The organism is Enterobacter sp. CP102, assembly GCF_025152625.1.
GTDB lineage: Bacteria > Pseudomonadota > Gammaproteobacteria > Enterobacterales > Enterobacteriaceae > Enterobacter > Enterobacter soli.
On sequence record NZ_CP104014.1, the window covers coordinates 4,557,023 to 4,576,878 of the forward strand.

Annotated in this window: 17 protein-coding genes; 7 read left to right on the top strand and 10 right to left on the bottom strand. The window is 55.8% G+C overall.

Annotation, left to right across the window (positions count from 1 at the left end; genetic code table 11):
- The first annotated feature begins 162 nt into the window (after positions 1 to 162).
- Genes N1249_RS21535 through N1249_RS21545 form a run of 3 tightly spaced genes read left to right on the top strand, consistent with a single transcriptional unit; the run spans position 163 to position 4,297 of the window.
- Positions 163 to 1,974 carry a beta-glucoside-specific PTS transporter subunit IIABC gene (locus N1249_RS21535; protein ID WP_259833297.1) on the top strand — a complete coding sequence of 604 codons (1,812 nt, stop codon included), beginning with the start codon at positions 163 to 165 and terminating at the stop codon, positions 1,972 to 1,974.
- Positions 1,974 to 3,437 carry a glycoside hydrolase family 1 protein gene (locus N1249_RS21540; RefSeq protein WP_259833298.1) on the top strand — a complete coding sequence of 488 codons (1,464 nt, stop codon included), beginning with the start codon at positions 1,974 to 1,976 and terminating at the stop codon, positions 3,435 to 3,437. Before N1249_RS21535 ends, N1249_RS21540 begins: the two co-directional genes overlap by 1 nt.
- Positions 3,438 to 3,460: 23 nt before the next feature.
- Positions 3,461 to 4,297 carry a PRD domain-containing protein gene (locus N1249_RS21545; protein ID WP_259833305.1) on the top strand — a complete coding sequence of 279 codons (837 nt, stop codon included), beginning with the start codon at positions 3,461 to 3,463 and terminating at the stop codon, positions 4,295 to 4,297.
- A gap of 24 nt (positions 4,298 to 4,321) precedes the next feature.
- Here the strand turns inward: N1249_RS21545 and metE are convergent, their stop codons facing one another.
- A complete protein-coding gene (metE, locus tag N1249_RS21550; protein ID WP_259833308.1) occupies positions 4,322 to 6,583 on the bottom strand; it encodes a 5-methyltetrahydropteroyltriglutamate--homocysteine S-methyltransferase in 2,262 nt (753 codons plus the stop codon).
- A gap of 236 nt (positions 6,584 to 6,819) precedes the next feature.
- Between metE and metR the strand changes: the two genes are divergently transcribed.
- A complete protein-coding gene (gene metR / locus N1249_RS21555; protein ID WP_259833310.1) occupies positions 6,820 to 7,773 on the top strand; it encodes an HTH-type transcriptional regulator MetR in 954 nt (317 codons plus the stop codon).
- Here metR and N1249_RS21560 read toward each other — a convergent pair.
- The 3 genes from N1249_RS21560 to pldB all read right to left on the bottom strand — a co-directional run bounded on the left by N1249_RS21560 (position 7,661) and on the right by pldB (position 10,461).
- Positions 7,661 to 8,560, bottom strand: a complete 900-nt coding sequence (locus tag N1249_RS21560) for a carboxylate/amino acid/amine transporter (protein WP_259833312.1) — start codon at positions 8,558 to 8,560, stop codon at positions 7,661 to 7,663. The two genes, metR and N1249_RS21560, sit on opposite strands and share 113 nt — an antisense overlap.
- A gap of 82 nt (positions 8,561 to 8,642) precedes the next feature.
- Positions 8,643 to 9,443: a sugar/pyridoxal phosphate phosphatase YigL gene (yigL, locus tag N1249_RS21565; RefSeq protein ID WP_259833313.1), complete on the bottom strand. Its 801-nt coding sequence runs from the start codon at positions 9,441 to 9,443 to the stop codon at positions 8,643 to 8,645.
- Positions 9,444 to 9,468: 25 nt separating this feature from the next.
- Positions 9,469 to 10,461, bottom strand: coding sequence for a lysophospholipase L2 (gene pldB / locus N1249_RS21570; RefSeq protein WP_259833315.1), 993 nt, complete (start codon positions 10,459 to 10,461; stop codon positions 9,469 to 9,471).
- A 109-nt stretch (positions 10,462 to 10,570) separates the two neighbouring features.
- Between pldB and rhtB the strand changes: the two genes are divergently transcribed.
- Positions 10,571 to 11,191 carry a homoserine/homoserine lactone efflux protein gene (gene rhtB, locus N1249_RS21575; protein WP_166718565.1) on the top strand — a complete coding sequence of 207 codons (621 nt, stop codon included), beginning with the start codon at positions 10,571 to 10,573 and terminating at the stop codon, positions 11,189 to 11,191.
- Here rhtB and rhtC read toward each other — a convergent pair.
- From rhtC to pldA, 3 genes are all read right to left on the bottom strand, one after another.
- On the bottom strand, positions 11,188 to 11,808 hold the full coding sequence (rhtC, locus tag N1249_RS21580) for a threonine export protein RhtC (RefSeq protein WP_259833317.1): 621 nt from the start codon (positions 11,806 to 11,808) through the stop codon (positions 11,188 to 11,190). The genes rhtB and rhtC overlap by 4 nt on opposite strands.
- A 61-nt stretch (positions 11,809 to 11,869) precedes the next feature.
- Entirely contained in the window at positions 11,870 to 13,699 is a 1,830-nt protein-coding gene (gene recQ / locus N1249_RS21585; protein WP_259833319.1) for an ATP-dependent DNA helicase RecQ, read from the bottom strand.
- Between the two features lie 90 nt (positions 13,700 to 13,789).
- Positions 13,790 to 14,659: a phospholipase A gene (gene pldA, locus N1249_RS21590; protein ID WP_259833321.1), complete on the bottom strand. Its 870-nt coding sequence runs from the start codon at positions 14,657 to 14,659 to the stop codon at positions 13,790 to 13,792.
- Between the two features lie 162 nt (positions 14,660 to 14,821).
- Between pldA and yigI the strand changes: the two genes are divergently transcribed.
- Entirely contained in the window at positions 14,822 to 15,289 is a 468-nt protein-coding gene (gene yigI, locus N1249_RS21595; protein ID WP_014072269.1) for an acyl-CoA thioesterase YigI, read from the top strand.
- A 51-nt stretch (positions 15,290 to 15,340) separates the two neighbouring features.
- Positions 15,341 to 16,237, top strand: a complete 897-nt coding sequence (rarD, locus tag N1249_RS21600) for an EamA family transporter RarD (RefSeq protein ID WP_259833325.1) — start codon at positions 15,341 to 15,343, stop codon at positions 16,235 to 16,237.
- Between the two features lie 82 nt (positions 16,238 to 16,319).
- Here the strand turns inward: rarD and corA are convergent, their stop codons facing one another.
- The 3 genes from corA to uvrD all read right to left on the bottom strand — a co-directional run bounded on the left by corA (position 16,320) and on the right by uvrD (position 19,789).
- Positions 16,320 to 17,270 (bottom strand): magnesium/cobalt transporter CorA, encoded by a 951-nt coding sequence (corA, locus tag N1249_RS21605; protein WP_008501540.1) that lies wholly within the window; start codon positions 17,268 to 17,270, stop codon positions 16,320 to 16,322.
- A 150-nt stretch (positions 17,271 to 17,420) separates the two neighbouring features.
- Positions 17,421 to 17,666 carry a YsgD/CorL family protein gene (gene ysgD, locus N1249_RS23305; protein ID WP_409193155.1) on the bottom strand — a complete coding sequence of 82 codons (246 nt, stop codon included), beginning with the start codon at positions 17,664 to 17,666 and terminating at the stop codon, positions 17,421 to 17,423.
- Entirely contained in the window at positions 17,627 to 19,789 is a 2,163-nt protein-coding gene (gene uvrD / locus N1249_RS21610; RefSeq protein WP_014072272.1) for a DNA helicase II, read from the bottom strand. The genes ysgD and uvrD overlap by 40 nt, the downstream gene beginning before the upstream one ends.
- Positions 19,790 to 19,856 lie beyond the last annotated feature (67 nt).

The following is a 19,856-nucleotide window of genomic DNA, read 5'->3' on the forward strand; positions in this document are numbered from 1 at the left end:
GCATGAAGCGCCGGTGTTGTTTGACTTTTAAGCACAATCTGGCCGATATACAAAGCACAGGCGTGTAACTACGAGCCGTAGGCAAGACCTGAAGCCCCTCTCCTCTTTCGAGTGGAGAGGGGCTTCAGGTCTTTTTTTTGCTCTGGAGACAGGGGCCAGAACATGAACCACTTGCAAACTGCGCTGGACATCATCGCCCGGGTTGGCGGTGCTGAGAATATCGAACATATCGAACATTGCTCCACCCGCTTGCGGTTGAGCCTGTATGACAACAGCAAGGTCAACGAAACGGCGCTGACAAACATCGACGGTGTGCTGGGTGTTCGCGTCAATGTGCAATGCCAGGTGATCATCGGTCACGAGGTGGTCCAGGTGTTTGACGCGGTGCGTTCTCTGGTGGGTTCGCCACAGGCCGGTGGGCAGCACACACCTGCCAGGGTCAATCGCGGGGCGCAGATTGTCGATTTTGTCATTAGCGTTTTCCAGCCGCTGGTACCGGCGATTGCTGGCGGTGGGGTACTGAAATCCCTGCTGCTGTTGCTGGATGTGATGGGCTGGCTGAGCCGCGACAGTTCAACCTACAAGGTTCTGGATAACATCGGTTCTGCGCCGCTCTATTTCCTGCCGATTCTGGTAGCGATCACCACCGCCATGAAGCTCAAAGTGAACGTGCTGGTTGCGGTGTCCGCCGTGTCGGTCATGGTGTTGCCTGCCATGACCAAACAGCTTGCCGAAGGAACGGCATTTATGTCGTTTGACCTGCGCAACGTGGCGTATGCCTCACAGGTGTTTCCGGCCATCCTGTGCGTGCTTTTTTACGCCCAGACCGAAAAGCTGTTTAACCGTTACTCACCCGGCGCGCTGCGCATTTTCCTCGCGCCGATGCTTTCTCTGCTGGCCACCGTTCCTGTCACCCTGCTGATCCTGGGGCCACTGGGTTATGAGCTGGGTGCCGGGCTGGCAACGATCATTTTGTGGCTGTACGGAAAACTGGGCTTTGTGGCAACCGGGCTGCTTGCCGCCGCCCTGCCCTTTATGGTCGCCGCCGGGATGCACAAGCCGATGCTGCCGTACTCCGTTGCCTCTATGAGTCAGTTCGGGCGTGAGATGCTCTACCTGCCTGCATCGCTGGCGCACAACATTGCCGAATCCGGCGCGTGCCTGGCGATTGCACTCAAAAGCAAAGATAAAGCGCTGAAGTCCACCGCGTTCTCAGCCGGGATCTCCGCGCTGTTCGGCATTACTGAACCGGCGCTGTATGGCGTGACACTGCTGAATAAAAAAGCGCTCTACAGCGTGATCCTCGGTGGCGTGGTGGGCGGTGCGTTTATTGGCTGGATGGGTATTCAGGCTTTCGCGCTGGTGGGCCCCGGCCTTGCCAGCATCTCGATGTTTGTCTCGCCAGATAATGCGATGAACATCGTCTGGGCCTTTGCCGGCGCGGGACTGTCGTTTGCCGTGGCATTTATCAGCGCATTACTGCTCTGGCGCGACAAGGTGGCGGAAAAAACCGATACCCTGACGTTCACTCGCCCGGTAGAAGGGCAAATCATCCCGCTGGAGAACGTTAATGACGATGTTTTCTCACGCAAAATCATGGGTGACGGGATAGCGATTGTGCCTTCTCAGGGCGTATTGCGCGCCCCGGCAGACGGCACTGTGGTGAATGTATTTGAAAGTGGTCATGCGCTAAGCCTGCTCACCGATGCCGGTGTCGAGCTGATATTCCATATCGGGATCGACACTATCAGGCTGCAAGGCGAGGGCTTCTCAGCAAAAGTGGCCGAAGGCCAGCACGTAAAGCGCGACGACACGCTGATTGAATTCTCACTGGACACCATTACCGCCGCCGGGCTCGATCCGGTGGTGATGATGGTAGTCACTAACGGCGAACGCTTTTCGCTGACACCAGGTAATACCGACGATAAGAATCCAAATCCTCATATCATCATGACGCTTAAGGAGTCCGTGTAATGGAGAAATCCCTCCCGTTTCCGCAAGGTTTTTTATGGGGCGGCGCGATTGCCGCAAATCAGGCCGAAGGAGCATGGAATGTGGACGGTAAAGGGCCGTCTGTGGCTGATGCCATCACCTGGAAGCCTAATCTGTCCGTGAAGGATTACAGCGGCCATATGGCCCTGACCGATGAAAACATCCGCGACGCGTTCGAAGGTAAGAATGACGCGCTGTACCCGAAACGCCGCGGCATTGATTTCTATCACCACTATAAGGACGACATCGCGCTGTTTGCCGAGATGGGCTACACCGTGCTGCGCGTGTCAATTGCCTGGTCGCGTATTTTCCCGACTGGCGAAGATGCTGCGCCAAACGAGGCAGGTCTGCAATTTTACGAGGAGATGTTCCGCGAGCTTCGCCGCCATAACATTGAGCCGCTGGTGACCCTCTCCCACTACGAAATGCCGCTGGCGCTGAGCGAAAAATACAACGGCTGGGTACACCGCAATGTGGTGGATGCCTTCGTGCGTTTCAGTAATGTCTGTTTCGACCGCTACAAAGACCTGGTGCGCTACTGGCTGACGTTTAATGAGATAGACAGTATCCATCGCCACCCGTTTACCACGGCAGGTATCCGCGAAGAGAAAAGTCTGCCGGGCAAAGCGAAACAGGATATCTACCAGGGGCTACATCACCAGTTTGTTGCCTCTGCGCTGGTGACGCGCGACTGCCACGCCAAAATCCCGGGCAGCCAGGTCGGGTGTATGCTCACCAAACTCACCACCTACCCGCACAGCTGCCGCCCGGAAGATGTGGAAGCCACGCTGAAGAAAAATCTCGAGAACTACTTCTATGCGGATGTTCAGGTGTTTGGCGAATACCCGCCACTGATCCTCCGCGATCTGGCGAGCCGGGACATTCAGATAGAGATGCAGGCTGACGATCAGCGTATTCTGAAGGATCATACCGTCGATTTCGTCTCCTTTAGCTACTACATGTCGATGACCGAATCAACGCAGCCGGACGTCGAGCGCATCCCGGGTAACACGGTTCTCGGGGTGAAAAACCCGTATCTGCCGGCCTCTGAATGGGGCTGGCAGATTGACCCGGTCGGGCTGAAGATCTCCCTGCTTGAGCTATACGACCGTTACCAGAAGCCGCTGTTTATCGTGGAGAACGGCCTTGGTGCGAAAGATGTGGTCGAAAACGGCGAGATCCACGACAGCTACCGTATCGACTATTTCCGTGCCCACTTCGAGCAAACGTTGGCAGCTATTAATGAAGGGGTGGATGTGATGGGATTCACCACCTGGGGATGCATCGACATTATCAGCGCAGGTACGTCACAGATGTCCAAGCGCTACGGCTTTATCTATGTTGACCAGGACGATGAAGGCAACGGCACGTTAAAGCGCCTGAAGAAAGACTCTTTCTGGTGGTACAAAAAAGTGATTGCCAGCAATGGCGCTGACATGAGCTAACCGACCCGGCCGCAGGAATAACCGTGATAACGATAAAAAAATCGCTTAATAACAGTATGCTGCTGGTCGACAACGACCAGCGGGAGATGATCCTGTTCGGCAAAGGGATCGGCTTTGGCGCAAAACCCGGCACCAACATCGATCTCGCGCAGGTAGAGAAAGTTTTCCTGCCGCTGAGCGACCTCAAATCCCGCCATTTTTTATCGTTGACGGACACCATTCCTGCGGCGTTCTTTGATATCAGCCACGACATTCTTACCCTGGCACGCAGCCAGTGCGGGGACAGGCTCAATTCGGTGCTGCTCTTTACGCTCGCAGAACATCTGCACTTTGCCGTGGAGCGCAGCCGCAGCGGGCAACTCATCCACAATAAGCTCAGTTGGGAAGTGAAGCGCTACTACCCGCAGGAGTACGGCGTGGGGTTGCTGGCACGTGCGCAGGTGAACGATAAGTTTGACGTTAAGTTACCGGAAGACGAAGCGGTGAATATCGCCTTTCACCTGATCAACGCCAGCAGTCAGGATGACGACAACAGCGCCCACCAGCAGGTTGAGCTGGTGAACCGCATCGCCGAAATTGTGCGCTATAAACTTGGCAAGGCCATTGATACGCAGTCGGTGAACTATATGCGCTTTATTACTCATCTGCGTTACTTTGCAGAGCGGGTTCTGGCGGGGAAGATTGCGCTGAGCGAAACCGAGGATTTTTATCAGGAGCTGATGCGCCATCGCCCGGATGCAATGACCGTGGCGTGGGTGATCCGCGACTATGTGCAGGATAAATATCAGCTCACCTTACCGAAAGATGAGCTGACATGGTTAAGCATTCATATTAGCCGGTTGATGGATGGGGTGGCGTAGCCGCCCGGCAATCGTGCGCCGGAGTTAACCCTGACGCAGATTCTGCGCCGCCTTCACCATATTCGCCAGCGCGGCGCGAGTTTCTGGCCAGCCGCGGGTTTTGAGGCCGCAGTCCGGGTTTACCCACAGACGCTCTGCCGGGATACGCTGCGCCGCTTTCTGCAACAGCGCCTCAATCCATTCCACGCTCGGTACGTTCGGGGAGTGAATGTCGTATACGCCCGGTCCGATTTCGTTCGGGTATTCGAACTCTTCGAAGGACTCCAGCAGCTCCATGTCTGAACGTGACGTCTCAATGGTGATCACATCGGCGTCCAGTGCGGCGATGGAATCCATGATGTCGTTAAATTCGCAGTAACACATGTGTGTGTGGATCTGAGTGTCGTCCTTTGCGACGGCGGCGTTAATGCGAAACGCCTCTACGCCCCACGCCAGATAAGCATCCCAGTCGCTGCGACGTAGTGGTAAACCTTCACGCAGAGCCGGCTCGTCAATCTGGATAATGCCGATGCCTGCCGCTTCCAGGTCCGCTACTTCATCACGCAGTGCCAGCGCAATCTGCTTCGCGATAGTTTCACGGGTCACGTCTTCGCGCGGGAAAGACCAGCAGAGGATCGTCACCGGGCCGGTCAACATGCCTTTGACAGGTTTGTCGGTCAGGGACTGGGCGTACTTCGCCCACTCAACGGTGATCGCTTCCGGGCGGCTGACATCGCCGATCACCACCGGTGGTTTCACGCAGCGGGAGCCGTAGCTCTGCACCCAGCCGTTCTGGGTAAAGACGAAACCGTCCAGGTGCTCGCCAAAGTATTCCACCATGTCGTTGCGCTCGGCTTCACCATGTACCAGCACGTCCAGACCTAAGCGCTCTTGCTCCACAATCGCCTGCTTGATGTGCCCGGCGATGCCGGTGCGATAGTTGTTCGCATCCAGGTTGCCCTTTTTGAAATCCAGACGCAGGCCGCGGATTTCAGTGGTCTGCGGGAATGAACCGATGGTGGTTGTCGGCCAGGCTGGCAGGTTAAAACGAGCACGCTGGGCTTCGGCGCGTACTTCATAGGCGCTCTGGCGCTGGCTGTCCTGAGCGGTGATGGCCGCCAGACGTTTTTCCACTGCCGCGTTATGCACGCGAGTCGAGTGGCGACGCGCCTGAATCGGTGCGCTCCATTCGGCAATGGCGGCCGTGTCACCGCTGTTCAGGGCATCACGCAGTAGCGCCAGCTCTTCACATTTTTGCAGGGCGAACGCAAACCAGCTCTTCACTTCAGCATCCAGACGCGTTTCAACACTCAGGTCGATTGGGCTGTGCAGCAGTGAACAGGAAGAGGCCACCCACAGATCACGTTTACCCGCAATCGCGTTAATCCGGGCATATTTTTCCGTCAAATCGGCACGCCAGACGTTACGGCCATTCACCAGGCCCGCCGAGAGCAGCCAGTCAGCAGGCAGGCGTTTGTGCAGCTCCGCTACATCATCTTTCCCGTGGACCAGGTCAACATGCAGGCCCTGTACCGGCAGCGCGGTGATGGTATTGAGGTTAGGAGTGACACCTTCAAAATAGGTGGTCAGCAGCAACTTCACCTGGCCGGTGAGCGCGTTATACGCGGGTTTGAAGGCGTTCAGCCATTCTTGCGGCAGCTCCAGTACCAGCGCAGGTTCGTCGATTTGCACCCACTCGATACCGCGTTTTGCCAGCTCCGCCAGCACCTGCTGGTAGACCGGCAGGATATCGTTCAGCAGGCTCAGACGGTCAAACTGTTCGCCCTTCACTTTACCCAGCCACAGATAGGTTACCGGGCCAAGCAGCACTGGCTTCACCTTGTGACCCAGCGCCAGCGCTTCATCCACTTCATCCAGCAGCTGTGTCCAGGTCAGTTTGAACTGCTGGCCTTTGACAAATTCCGGCACCATGTAGTGATAGTTGGTGTTAAACCACTTGGTCATTTCCGCTGCTGCCGCTGGCTCACCGCCTGGCGCACGGCCACGGCCGATACGGAACAGGGTGTCGAGATCGACCGATCCATCGTTGTTCTGATGACGAGCCGGCACGTTGCCAAGCAGCAGGCTGGTAGTCAGAACATGGTCGTACCAGGCGAAATCGCCCACCGGCAGCAGGTCAATGCCCGCTTGCTTTTGCTGATCCCAGTGACGGGCGCGCAGTTCACGGCCCACGGCCAGCAGCTCTTCACGGGTGGAGTTACCTGCCCAGTAACTTTCTTGCGCTTTTTTCAGTTCGCGACGCAAACCAACGCGAGGGAAACCGAGTGTGTGATTGCGGATTGTCATGTTTTCTTCCTCTAATTAATTGTAAATCCTTTGGATTTTGAATTTAGGGAAGGCGGCAAGTTTGCTCATCCCCGGGAGCTTACAGGAGTAAGTGACCGGGGTGAGTAAACGCAGCCAACGCACCATAAATTTAAAAGACGAAGGATTTTAGCCGTCCAGATGTTTACACATCCATAATTGGCAGTTACTGTATATTCCTCAAGCGCAAAATGTTCATGCCGAAGTGAAGGACTTTCATGATCGAGATAAAACACCTGAAAACGCTACAAGCGTTGCGGAACTGCGGTTCTCTCGCAGCGGCTGCGGCCACGCTGCACCAGACTCAGTCCGCCCTTTCACACCAGTTCAGCGATCTGGAACAACGCCTCGGCTTCCGTCTTTTTGTGCGTAAGAGCCAGCCGCTGCGCTTTACCCCGCAGGGTGAGATTTTGCTGCAGCTGGCGAATCAGGTGCTGCCGCAAATTGCCAGCGCGTTGCAGTCCTGTAACGAACCGCAGCAGACGAAATTGCGCATCGCGATTGAGTGTCATAGCTGTATTCAGTGGCTGACCCCCGCGCTTGAGAACTTCCGCCAGAAGTGGCCGCAGGTGGAGATGGACTTTAAATCCGGTGTGACGTTTGACCCACAGCCCTCGCTCCAGCAGGGCGAGCTGGATCTGGTCATGACTTCGGACATCCTGCCGCGCAGCGGACTGCACTACTCGCCAATGTTTGATTATGAAGTGCGCCTGGTGCTGGCACCGGATCATCCACTGGCCGCTAAAACGCGCGTCACGCCGGAAGATCTGGCCACGGAAACGCTGCTGATTTACCCGGTACAACGCAGTCGCCTGGATATCTGGCGTCACTTCCTGCAACCGGCAGGCATCAGCCCACAGCTGAAAAGCGTGGATAACACCTTGCTGTTAATTCAGATGGTTGCCGCCAGAATGGGCATCGCGGCACTGCCGCACTGGGTGGTGGAGAGTTTTGAACGCCAGGGCCTGGTGGTGACCAAAACCCTGGGTGAAGGACTGTGGAGCCGGCTGTACGCTGCCGTGCGCGATGGCGAGCAGCGTCAACCAATTACAGAAGCGTTTATTCGCTCAGCGCGGAACCACGCGTGCGACCATCTTCCGTTTGTGCGGAGCGCGGAGCGACCCAACGGCGATGTACCCACAACGAAGCCAGGATCACCGTTCCCCCAATAATAAAGCTCGGCCAGTGCGGTTGCTCCTGCCAGATAGCCAGGTTAACCAGCAGACCCGCAGGCACATGCACGTTGTTCATGATCCCCAGCGTACCGGCGTCTACCTGTGTAGCGCCGTAGTTCCACATGAAGTATCCCAGCCCGGACGCCACCACGCCCAGCCAGACCAGAATGCCCCACTGCACTGAAGTGGTCGGCAGTTTTTGCGGGTTGCCGAGCATAAACCACGCCGCCACGGCAACAATAGCCGCCCCCATATAGAACCAGGCAAAGGCGTTATGCTGCGGCATCGGGCGGGTTTCCATCAGGCGTTTGTAGCCCACCATGCCAATGGCGAAGCTGATGTTGGCCAACTGCACAAACATCAGACCGGTCCAGAAGTGGTCGCTCACTTTGTCGTAGCGAATGATCGCCGCACCGACAACCGCCAGCAGCGCGCTCAGCGCATAGCCCCAACGCAGACGACGCTTACTCAGCAGATCGTAAATCAGCGTGATATAGAGCGGTGTGAGCACGGTAAACAGCAAAAATTCGGATACCGACAGGTACACGTAAGCGCGGAAGCTGAACAAATACATGATGCCGAGCTGCATTGCCCCCACCAGCATGTACAGCAGAATGGTTTTCAGCGTTTGCCCACGCGTACGCAGAAACGGCAGGAATACCAGTGCCGCCAGCCCCACGCGCATCAGCACTGAGAAGTAGCTGTCCACCGAACCCGCAAGGTATTCGCCAATCAGGCTAAAGGAGAAGGCCCACAGAATAGTGGTGATAATGAGTAGCGCCACAATGCTTGTCTCTCTGAAAGAAGGACAGGCATTGTAGCGAACTCTTTAGTTGACAACTGAGCAATAAATAACCAAGTGAAGATTATTCAAGGAACAGCTTGCGCAGATATTTCGGCACGGCGTTGTCGGCATTAGAGCCGATCACTTCCAGTTCCGGATGCAGATCCTTCAGACGCTGGTGCGCATTCTCCATGATGCAACCTTTGCCCGCCATCGAGAGCATTTCCGCGTCGTTCATGCCGTCGCCGAAGGCGATGCAGTCTTTCAGTTCAAAGCCCATACGTTGTGCCACCGCTTCAAGCGCATGACCTTTCGACACGCCACCGGCCATCACTTCCAGGCAGGTCAGCGTAGAGAAGCTAACGTTAACACGGTCACCCCAGCGGGCGTTGATCGCCTGCTCCAGCGGCAGTAACTCTTCGTGGCTTTCACAGGTGAAGAACACCTTGCTGATCCCTTCCGGCTCCAGCAGACCTGGTTCATACAGGGTGTAGTTGAATACCGCCTCTTTGAAGAAACGCATTTCGTCCGGGCGATGGCGGTTCATAAACCACTCATCATCGCGATACACGTTGGTCACGATGTCCGGGTTATTGTGCACCACGCCGAACAGATCGGTGGCGATATCCCGGTCAAGGTTATGCGTGAAAATCAGGTTGCCATCGGTGTCGTGTACGCGCGCACCGTTGGAGGTGATCATGTAGGCTTTGATGTCCAGGTTATCGCGGATCTGCCCCACGTCCACGTGGTGGCGACCGGTGGCAAACACGAAGTTCACGCCATGGGCAGTCAGGAGCTTCAGGGTTTCTTTCGCATAAGGCGATAAGGTGTGATCGGGGGAAAGCAGCGTGCCATCTAAATCAGATGCAACAACCTGGTACATAGGGAAATTTAACCTCAATAGAAAATCAGTTATGCCTGTCGAAAAATTCGACAATGGCGTTGAGCGCGACTGAGCGCATGGTGTCCTTTTCGAAAAGGATCTCATGGTACGCACCATTTATGACCAGCGGTTTACCCCCTTCACAAGGGTGACCGGCGGCGGCACGCAGTTCACAAAAGCGGTCGTGCATACGGTTATCAACCACACGTTCTTCTTCGGCCTGAAGCAGTAATGTCGGCGTGCTGTCATCACCGGCACCTGCCAGCGCCTGCTCACCGGCAAGAATGCCTTCCCGTACCCAGTGATAGGTGGGGCCGCCAACGCGTAAACGCGGCTCATCGGCATAAAAACGCAGGTTACGACGGTATCGCTGTCGGCTGTGAGTCAGCACGTTCATGGTATACGGCAGCGCGCGCCAGCGACCTGTTCCGATAGCATAACCTTCCCGAATACGCTGATGGCCCTCAGCCCAGTCGAGAATATGGCGTACCATCCAGTCAGGAAAACGCATCACGATGCCAAACATGGGCGCGCTGAGCGCAATGGCATCACATTGATGCGAATGGCGCTGCAAGAACAGAGTGGCAATGGCCCCGCCCATTGAATGCGCGAGAATATAGCGTTTTCGCCAGGGGCCGGGCTGCACTTCCTGCAGCCAGAATGCCGCAAGGTCGTCGACATAATCGCTGAAATTATCCACGTGGCCACGGTGGGTGTCCGACAGCATTCGCCCGGAAAGCCCCTGCCCGCGATGGTCAATAATCAGCACGTCAAAGCCTATATGGAACAGGTCATACGCCAGCTCGGCATATTTGACGTAACTCTCTATGCGCCCCGGGCAAACCACAATGACACGATCGTTTTTTTCAGCCCGAAAACGGACAAAGCGTACAGGAACATTGCCCACTCCGGTAAATCCGGCCTCTTCACGCTGACGCCAGAACTCGGTAAGCGGGCCCATAGAGAAAGCAGCAAATGCGTTTTCTCGTGTTTCCCAATCCTTTTTCTGCTGAAACATCGGGTTTCCACCCCTGTAAGCCAAGGAATATCGTTTTTTCGTGACAGGTCACAAAATGACTCAACAATAGCGTATTGTGGCATAAAAACAGACGATTCGGGAGTTTCAAATGACCTTCGAGTGGTGGTTCGCTTACCTGCTGACATCCATCATCCTCAGCCTTTCACCGGGCTCTGGCGCGATTAACACCATGACCACCTCCATCAACCACGGCTATCGTGGTGCGGCGGCATCCATTGCCGGTTTGCAGACCGGGCTGGGCATTCACATCGTGCTGGTCGGTATCGGCCTGGGGACACTGTTCTCCCGCTCGGTGCTGGCGTTCGAAGTGCTGAAATGGGCCGGTGCGGCGTACCTGATTTGGCTCGGTATTCAGCAGTGGCGTGCGGCAGGCTCCATCAACCTGAACACCCTTGCGCAGGCGCAAACGCGTGGCCGTCTGTTTAAACGTGCCGTGTTTGTGAACCTGACTAACCCGAAAAGTATCGTCTTCCTTGCAGCCCTGTTCCCGCAGTTTATCGTGCCGCACCAGCCACAGGTGATGCAGTACGTGGTGCTCGGGGCGACCACCATCATTGTCGATATCATTGTGATGATTGGTTATGCGACGCTGGCGCAGCGGATTGCGGCGTGGATTAAAGGGCCTAAACAGATGAAGGCCCTGAATAAAGTGTTTGGTTCGCTGTTTATGCTGGTTGGTGCGCTGTTGGCGTCAGCGCGTCATGCTTAGCGAGAAATGATGAGATGAATGCCGAAGCCGGTGAACAACGCACCGGCAAAGCCGTCAATCCACTTCGCAACGCGCTGATACCCACGGCGCATCGCCGGTAAGGCGAACAGACTCGCCACGATAGTAAACCAGGCGAATGTTTCAACGACGATCAGCAGGAAGATACCCCAACGTGCACCTGCGCCCACGCTATCGCCCACAAACAGCGAGAACACCGAGCCGAAATAGATAATCGCTTTCGGGTTTGCCAGGTTTGTCAGCAGCCCTTTCACAAAGCTGCGGCCACCGGTTGCCAGCTCGACTTTTGGCTCTTCCGTCTTTTTCTCTTCTTTCTTCAGTGCCCCGCGCAGCATCTGGTAACCCATCCAGCACAGATACAGGCCACCACCGACCATAATGATGTTATGCAGCCAGGCCATCTTCGCGAGGATCAGGTTCAGGCCCAGCAGCGCTACTGCCGCCCAGACCATAACGCCCATGGTGATACCGAGCACGCCCATCATCGCCTCTTTGCGGGAGCGGCTGACGGCGGTTTGTGACACGAAGAAAAAGTCAGGGCCCGGGCTCATCAGGGCAACGATGTGCACCAACGCCACGGTGAGAAATAGCATTAACATAATTAACTCGCGGGGAAATAATTTAGTGAGTCACCATCCTGGCACTTTTTAGCCCGGCTGACTACTCCTCATCATCACCGTCGGCGTGAGAGCGAATGAGTGCCATAAACTCCTTCCCAAAGCGCTCAAGCTTACGCGTGCCAACGCCGTTGACGCTGAGCATCTCGCTGGCGCTGAGCGGCATTTGTTCGGCCATCTCAATCAACGTCGCGTCGTTAAAGACCACGTACGGCGGGATATTCTCTTCATCCGCGATGGCTTTACGCAGCTTGCGCAGTTTGGCGAACAGCTTGCGGTCGTAGTTGCCGCCGTAGGATTTTTGCATCACACGCGGCTTGAGCGCGATAACGCGCGGAACGGCGAGCTTGAGTTCGATATCACCGCGCAGCACCGGGCGCGCCGCTTCGGTAAGCTGAAGCGCAGAGTGCTGGGCAATATTCTGGGTGGCAAACCCCAGATGAATAAGCTGGCGGATAATACTGACCCAGTGCTCGTGGCTCTGGTCTTTGCCGATCCCGTAAACGGGCAACTTGTCGTGTCCCATATCGCGGATACGCTGGTTGTTCGCGCCACGCAGCACTTCCACCACGTAGCCCATCCCGAAGCGCTGATTAACGCGATAGATTGTCGAGAGCGCCTTACGCGCATCCATCAGGCCATCGTACTGTTTTGGCGGGTCAAGGCAGATATCGCAGTTGCCGCAGGACTCCTGTCGCCCTTCACCAAAGTAGTTGAGCAGCACCAGACGACGACAGGTTTGTGCTTCAGCAAAAGCACCCATCGCGTTGAGCTTGTGGCGTTCGATATCCTGCAACTGACCCTGCGGTTTCTCTTCCAGGCAGCGGCGCAGCCAGGCCATATCCGCCGGATCGTAGAACAGCATGGCTTCTGCAGGCAGGCCATCACGCCCGGCACGGCCGGTTTCCTGGTAGTAGGATTCAATATTACGCGGGATGTCGAAGTGCACCACAAAGCGCACGTTGGGTTTATTAATCCCCATCCCGAACGCCACCGTGGCGACCACGATTTGCAGGTCATCGCGCTGGAATTTCTCCTGCACGTCGGCGCGGATGTGATTTTCTAACCCGGCATGATACGCCGCGGCGCTAAAGCCACGGTTTTGCAGGCGCGCGGCGGTGTCTTCCACCTTCGCACGGCTGTTGCAGTAGATGATGCCGGACTTGCCGCGCTGCTCCTGCACATAGCGCAAGAGCTGATCCAGCGGCTTGAATTTTTCCATCAGCATGTAGCGGATGTTCGGGCGGTCGAAGCTGCTGACCTGAATGTAGGGGTCGTTCAGCCCGAGCAGACGAACGATATCCAGGCGTGTAGTATCATCCGCCGTGGCGGTAAGCGCCATAAACGGCAGCTCGGGGAAGCGCTGACGCAGCTGGCCGAGGGCGGCATATTCCGGGCGGAAATCGTGTCCCCACTGGGAGATACAGTGCGCTTCATCCACCGCCAGCAGCACCGGGTTCCAGTGCGCGAGATGGTCGAGGAAGTTATCCAGCATCAGGCGTTCCGGCGCGATATACAGCAATCGGATCTGCCCGGTACGGCAGCCCGCCATAACCTCAAGCTGCTTCTCACGGGTTTGCGTGGAGTTAAGACAGGCCGCCGCGACGCCGTTGGCAAGCAGCTGATCCACCTGGTCTTTCATCAGTGAGATAAGCGGTGAAACCACGACCGTCAGGCCGTTCAGCACCAGCGCAGGAACCTGATAACAGAGCGATTTCCCGCCGCCGGTCGGCATCACCACCAGGCAGTCGCGACCGCCCAGTACGGTGTCGATGATGGTTTCCTGGCCAGGGCGGAACTGCTGGTAGCCAAAGGTTTCGTGCAGAACCTGTTTAGCCAGCGATTCCTGATTCAATACTTCCGCCTGCGCCACGTTAACCCCATTTGCCAGAAATAAAACAGGCGCTATTTTCAGCGCCTGAGAGAGAAACTTCAACGTTTAACGCAAAAACATTCGAGCGGCCTAGAAAATATCATTCAGCATCACGCCCACACCGACGCGGGTTTGATTGAAGTTGTAATCGATAAGCGACTCGCCGTAACCACTGTACACCTGGGTGTAAAGACGCACATGCTTGCTCACCGGATAGCTCAGGCCCACTTCCGCGCCGCCGTAGCCGGTATTCCAGTTGTACTGCCCTTTCGCGCTCAGTACCGCATCACCTAACTGGTAGCCAATTTTGAGCTGGTAGTAACCCATGTATTTAGTGATATCCGGGTTATCGTCCGTGGCACCCACCACGTACCACGGCTTAACTTCCACCATCCAGTTACCATTTTGCGCCATCAGGCGGGTATAAAGACGGTTCCAGCTGCGCGAAGTGGGGTCAGCGCGGCCGTTGGAGTCGTGGTTAAAGCCCATCTCCACATCACGCAGCGTCCAGCCAGCAAATTCGTAATCCGTTGCGAAACCGAGGAACAGCTGCGGTTCATAGTTGGTTTCACGAAACGGCGAGGACTCGCCGCTGTTGGAAAGCTGCCACCAGGATTTTTGCGTGTAGGAGGCACCCAGCACCGAGTTTGGCCCTAAGATACCGCGCCAGAACGGGAATGCCAGGCTGAGCTGGTACTTCACTTCATCTTTGCGCGCATTATCAGACCAGCTGTAAGACTTAATCGCCTCTTTGTTGATATCGCTGGTCCAGGTATAAAGCAAATAGTTGGTGTCATACGGGTAGAGCGTGAACGGATTGTCATGCTCCTGAAGTAAGTTCGCGATAATGCTGCCGCGAACGGCTGGCGTATCGTGTACTTCATTCACTGTCGCTTCCTGCGCATATGCTGTGAGGGGCAGCGCAACCGCCGCCAGTAACCAACCCAGATACGTCCGCATCGGTGGTGTTCTCCTGCAAATATTGAGATTTCATGAATAGTTTTATGGCGGACATTCTACAGACTTCCGCACTAACTTCCGCCTCCTCGTTTCTGAAAGTGGAATTCCTTATTGTTGAGGCATAACATCAACATTTTATTAACAATAAGGACGTCATTTCTCATGTCAGCCACGCTAACCGCTGAAGAAGCTTTAAAACTCGTGGGCGAGATTTTTGTTTACCACATGCCGTTTAACCGCGCGCTGGGGCTGGAACTGGAACGCTACGAGAAAGACTTTGCCCAGCTCAGCTTCAATAATCAGCCGATGATGGTGGGCAACTGGGCGCAAAGCATTTTGCATGGCGGAGTGATTGCTTCTGCACTGGACGTAGCGGCAGGGCTGGTCTGCGTGGGCAGTACGTTGACGCGTCACGACACCATCAACGAAGACGAATTGCGCCAGCGTTTATCGCGCATGGGTACCATCGATTTACGTGTTGATTATCTGCGCCCTGGCCGGGGAAATCGCTTCACCTGTACCAGCAGCCTGTTGCGCGCAGGCAACAAAGTCGCTGTCGCCCGTGTCGAACTGCATAACGAAGAACAGGTGTATATCGCCAGTGCAACCGCCACTTATATGGTGGGTTGATGCCGCAAAATCGGGTAAAGTTAGTTCACTTTTTTGTAACGGATTTTCCCGATGGATGCTAAACAGACGCGGCAGGGCGTGTTACTCGCTCTGGCCGCTTATTTTATTTGGGGTGTTGCTCCGGCGTACTTCAAGCTTATCGCTTATGTACCGGCTGACGAGATCCTCACTCACCGCGTAATCTGGTCCTTCTTCTTTATGATTGCCCTGATGAGCATCAGCCGTCAGTGGTCAGGCGTCAAAACGCTGCTAAAAACCCCGAAGAAGGTCTTCCTGCTCGCGCTCTCTGCGGTGCTGATTGGCGGCAACTGGTTGCTGTTCATCTGGGCGGTGAATAACCATCATATGCTCGAAGCGAGCCTCGGGTATTTTATTAACCCGCTGGTGAATATTGTGCTGGGGATGATTTTCCTCGGCGAGCGCTTCCGCCGTATGCAGTGGCTGGCGGTAATTCTGGCGTTCTGCGGCGTGCTGGTGCAGCTGTGGACCTTTGGCTCACTGCCGGTTATCGCCCTGGGGCTGGCGTTCAGCTTTGCGTTCTACGGGCTGGTACGTAAGAAAATCGCCGTTGAAGCGCAAACCGGCATGTTGTTCGAAACCCTGTGGCTGCTGCCCGTGGCCGCGATTTATCTGTTTGGCATTGCCGACAGCGCCACCAGCCATATGGGCAGCAATCCGTGGTCACTGAATCTGATGCTGATGGCCGCTGGTGTGGTGACAACCATTCCGCTGCTGTGCTTTACCGGTGCGGCAACGCGCCTGCGTCTCTCTACGCTGGGCTTCTTCCAGTACATTGGCCCAACGCTGATGTTCCTGCTGGCAGTGGTGTTTTACGGCGAAGTGCCGGGCGCGGATAAGATGGTAACCTTCGCGTTTATCTGGGTGGCGTTAGCAATTTTTGTTGCAGATGCGATTTATACCCAGCGCAGGGTGCACAAAGGGTTGTAATGTTGCCCTCACCCCAACCCTCTCCCACAGGAGAGGGAGTTCGATCGTAGGGCGGGTAAGCGCAGCGCCACCCGCCAGGTTTTTACAGCCAGTTCCGACGCTTGAAATAGAGATACGGCGCAAGCCCGGCGAGGATCATAAAGATAATCGCCCCAGGATAACCAAAGCTCCACTTCAGCTCAGGCATAAACTCAAAGTTCATCCCGTAGCTTGATGCCACAAGCGTAGGCGGCAGGAATACCACAGATACCACCGAGAAGATCTTGATGATGCGGTTCTGCTCGATATTGATAAAGCCCATCGCCGCCTGCATCAGGAAGTTGACCTTCTGGAACAGGGATTCGTTGTGCGGCAGCAGGGATTCGATATCGCGCAGGATCTCACGCGCCTGCTCCAGCTGACCACCCGGCAGACGCGCTTTACGCACCAGGAAGTTCAGCGCACGCTGGGTATCCATCAGACACAAACGTACCTTCCAGCCGATATCTTCCAGCTCCGCCAGCGTGGAAAGGGCTTCGTCATACTCATCACCCTGATGGCCTTCCATGATCACGCGGCTCAGTTTTTCCAGATCGCTGTAGATGTTTTCAATCTCATCCGCCAGCTGTTCGATTTTGGTTTCAAACAGATCGAGCAGCAGCTCGTAGGCGTTTCCGTCAACCATTGCCTGGCTACGGGCGCGCATTCGGTAGAGACGAAACGCAGGCAGCTCACGCTCGCGCAGGGTAAAAAGGCGACCATCGCGGATAGTAAATGCCACGGTGGAGTTACCGGCGTGATCTTCGGCATCTTCAAAGAAGAAGAAGGAGTGAATGTGCAGGCCGTCTTCGTCTTCAAAAAAACGGGCCGATGCTTCGATGTCTTCCAGTTCTGGACGGGTTGCCAGGCTTTGCCCCAGCTCAGATTGTACGCGAAGGCGTTCATCGTCGTCCGGCTCGACCAGATCCACCCATACTGCATCAATGAGGGGCTGCGACTCTTCGGCTTCAAGCCGAGTCAGTCGGTTATTTTCGAGTTGAAATGCGCTCAACATGACCGGGACTCCCAATGCAAAAAATATCGGACAGTTCGGTGGGCACACAGAAACAAATTGGGTTTCAGACCATTAAACAGCCTGACTCAGCGCGACGGGAATAATGCAGTCGCTGACAACCACTAAGGCCATCAGCAAGAGGAGATAGCCTTAGGAGTTGTTCCTGGTTGACAGGGAATTGAGCCAGTATCTACTGGGTGTGTCCAAGGCGAATGTCCTCTTAGCGTAATCGTGCGCGCATGTTACGCCAGCAGTAACAGTGGCGTCAACACGCAACGAAACGCTGAAGGGCATTAATTGACCTTCAACGTATAAGGCTAGCAGATTATTACAAAATAATGATATTTTTCTGAAAGTTACACGGTTTCCAGTCGGGCATAGGCGGCCACCAGCCATTTGATCCCCTGCCCCTGGAATGCCACCTGCAACCGGCTGTGCTCCCCGCTGCCTTCAAGGTTCACAATGGTGCCTTCACCAAATTTCGCATGACGCACGCGCTGGCCCAGCTTGTAACCGGTGTCGTTTTCCGACATCGGCGTACCCATGCGCTGATGGCTGACAGGACGGCTGACACTGGCGCGCAGACGTACCTCTTCCACGCACTCTTCCGGCAGTTCGCCGATAAAGCGCGATGGACGGTGATAGACCTCTTTGCCATACAGACGGCGGGTTTCGGCGTAGGTCAGCGTCAGCTTTTGCATCGCACGGGTCACGCCCACGTAGGCCAGGCGACGCTCTTCTTCCAGACGCCCGCCTTCATCCAGCGACATCTGGCTCGGGAACATCCCCTCTTCCATCCCGACAATAAACACCTGCGGGAACTCCAGCCCTTTGGCGGAGTGCAGGGTCATCAGCTGCACCGCATCCTGCCAGGTATCAGCCTGCCCTTCACCGGCTTCCAGCGCAGCGTGGGAGAGGAATGCCTGAAGCGGCATCAGATCTTCGTCTTCTTCGTTGTAGCTGAACTGGCGCGTTGCCGTGACCAGTTCCTCTAAGTTCTCAATACGGGTCTGGCCCTTCTCACCTTTTTCCTGCTCGTACATCATCCACAGGCCGGAGTCTTTGATAACCCGGTCGGTCTGCACATGCAGTGGCATATCTGCCGTTTCCTGCGCGAGGGCGTCAATCAGCTCAAGGAAGCGCTGCAACGCGCTGGCCGCACGTCCGGCGAGGGCTTTTTCCTGCAACAGCTCACGACAGGCCTGCCAAAGCGTGAGCTGGCGATCGCGCGATGCCTGACGCACCACGTCCAGCGTTCTGTCACCAATGCCGCGCGTTGGGGTATTCACCACACGCTCGAAGGCCGCATCATCATTGCGGTTGGCCATAAGACGCAGATACGAGAGCGCGTCTTTAATTTCCTGGCGTTCGAAGAAGCGCATCCCGCCATAAATTCGGTACGGCATACTCACCTGCAACAACGCCTCTTCCAGCACACGCGACTGGGCGTTGCTGCGATAAAGAATGGCACACTGCTCCAGCGCGCCGCCGTTGTCCTGCCAGGTTTTGATGCGGTTAACCACAAAGCGCGCTTCATCGAGTTCGTTAAAGGCGCAGTAGAGGGAGATCGGCTCGCCATCGACGCCATCGGTCCACAGCTTTTTGCCCAGACGCCCGTTGTTGTTTTCAATCAGGGCGTTCGCCGCGCTCAGAATGTTGCTGGTCGAACGGTAGTTCTGTTCCAGACGAATGGTTTCTGCGCCCGGGAAGTCGTTGAGGAAGCGCTGGATGTTTTCCACCTGAGCGCCACGCCAGCCGTAGATAGACTGGTCATCATCGCCGACGATCATCACCTTGCCGGTATCGCCCGCCAGCATCCTGATCCAGGCATACTGAATGTTGTTGGTATCCTGGAATTCGTCCACCAGGATATTGGTAAAACGTTCGCGGTAGTGCTGAAGAATATGCGGTTTGTTCAGCCACAGCTCGTGGGCGCGCAGCAGCAGTTCGGCAAAGTCCACCAGACCGGCGCGATCGCAGGCTTCCTGGTAGGCCTTATACACGTTCTGCCAGGTCTGCTCTACCGGGTTGCCAAAGCTCTGAATATGGTGCGGGCGCAGCCCTTCATCTTTTTGACCGTTGATGTACCACATGGCCTGACGCGGCGGCCACTGTTTCTCATCGAGGTTCATCGCCTTGATCAGGCGTTTCAGCAAACGGAGCTGGTCTTCACTGTCGAGGATCTGGAAGTCCTGCGGCAGGTTGGCGTCCATATGGTGCGCGCGCAGCAAGCGGTGTGCCAGACCGTGGAAGGTTCCAACCCACATGCCGCCCTGGCTTGTGCCCATCAGCTGCGCGATACGGTGGCGCATCTCTGCCGCCGCTTTGTTGGTGAACGTCACCGCCATAATGGAATACGGTGAGCAGTTTTCTACGCTTTGCAGCCACGCGATACGGTGCACCAGAACGCGCGTCTTACCACTGCCCGCCCCAGCCAGAACCAGCAGGTTAGTACGCGATGCGGCAACCGCGTCACGCTGTTTGTCATTAAGGCTGTCGAGAAGGTAGGAAACGTCCATTGGCACCGCCAGGTAATGTCGGGCAGGCGAACGTCACGCATTCGCCAAAACCCTGGTAATTTATACA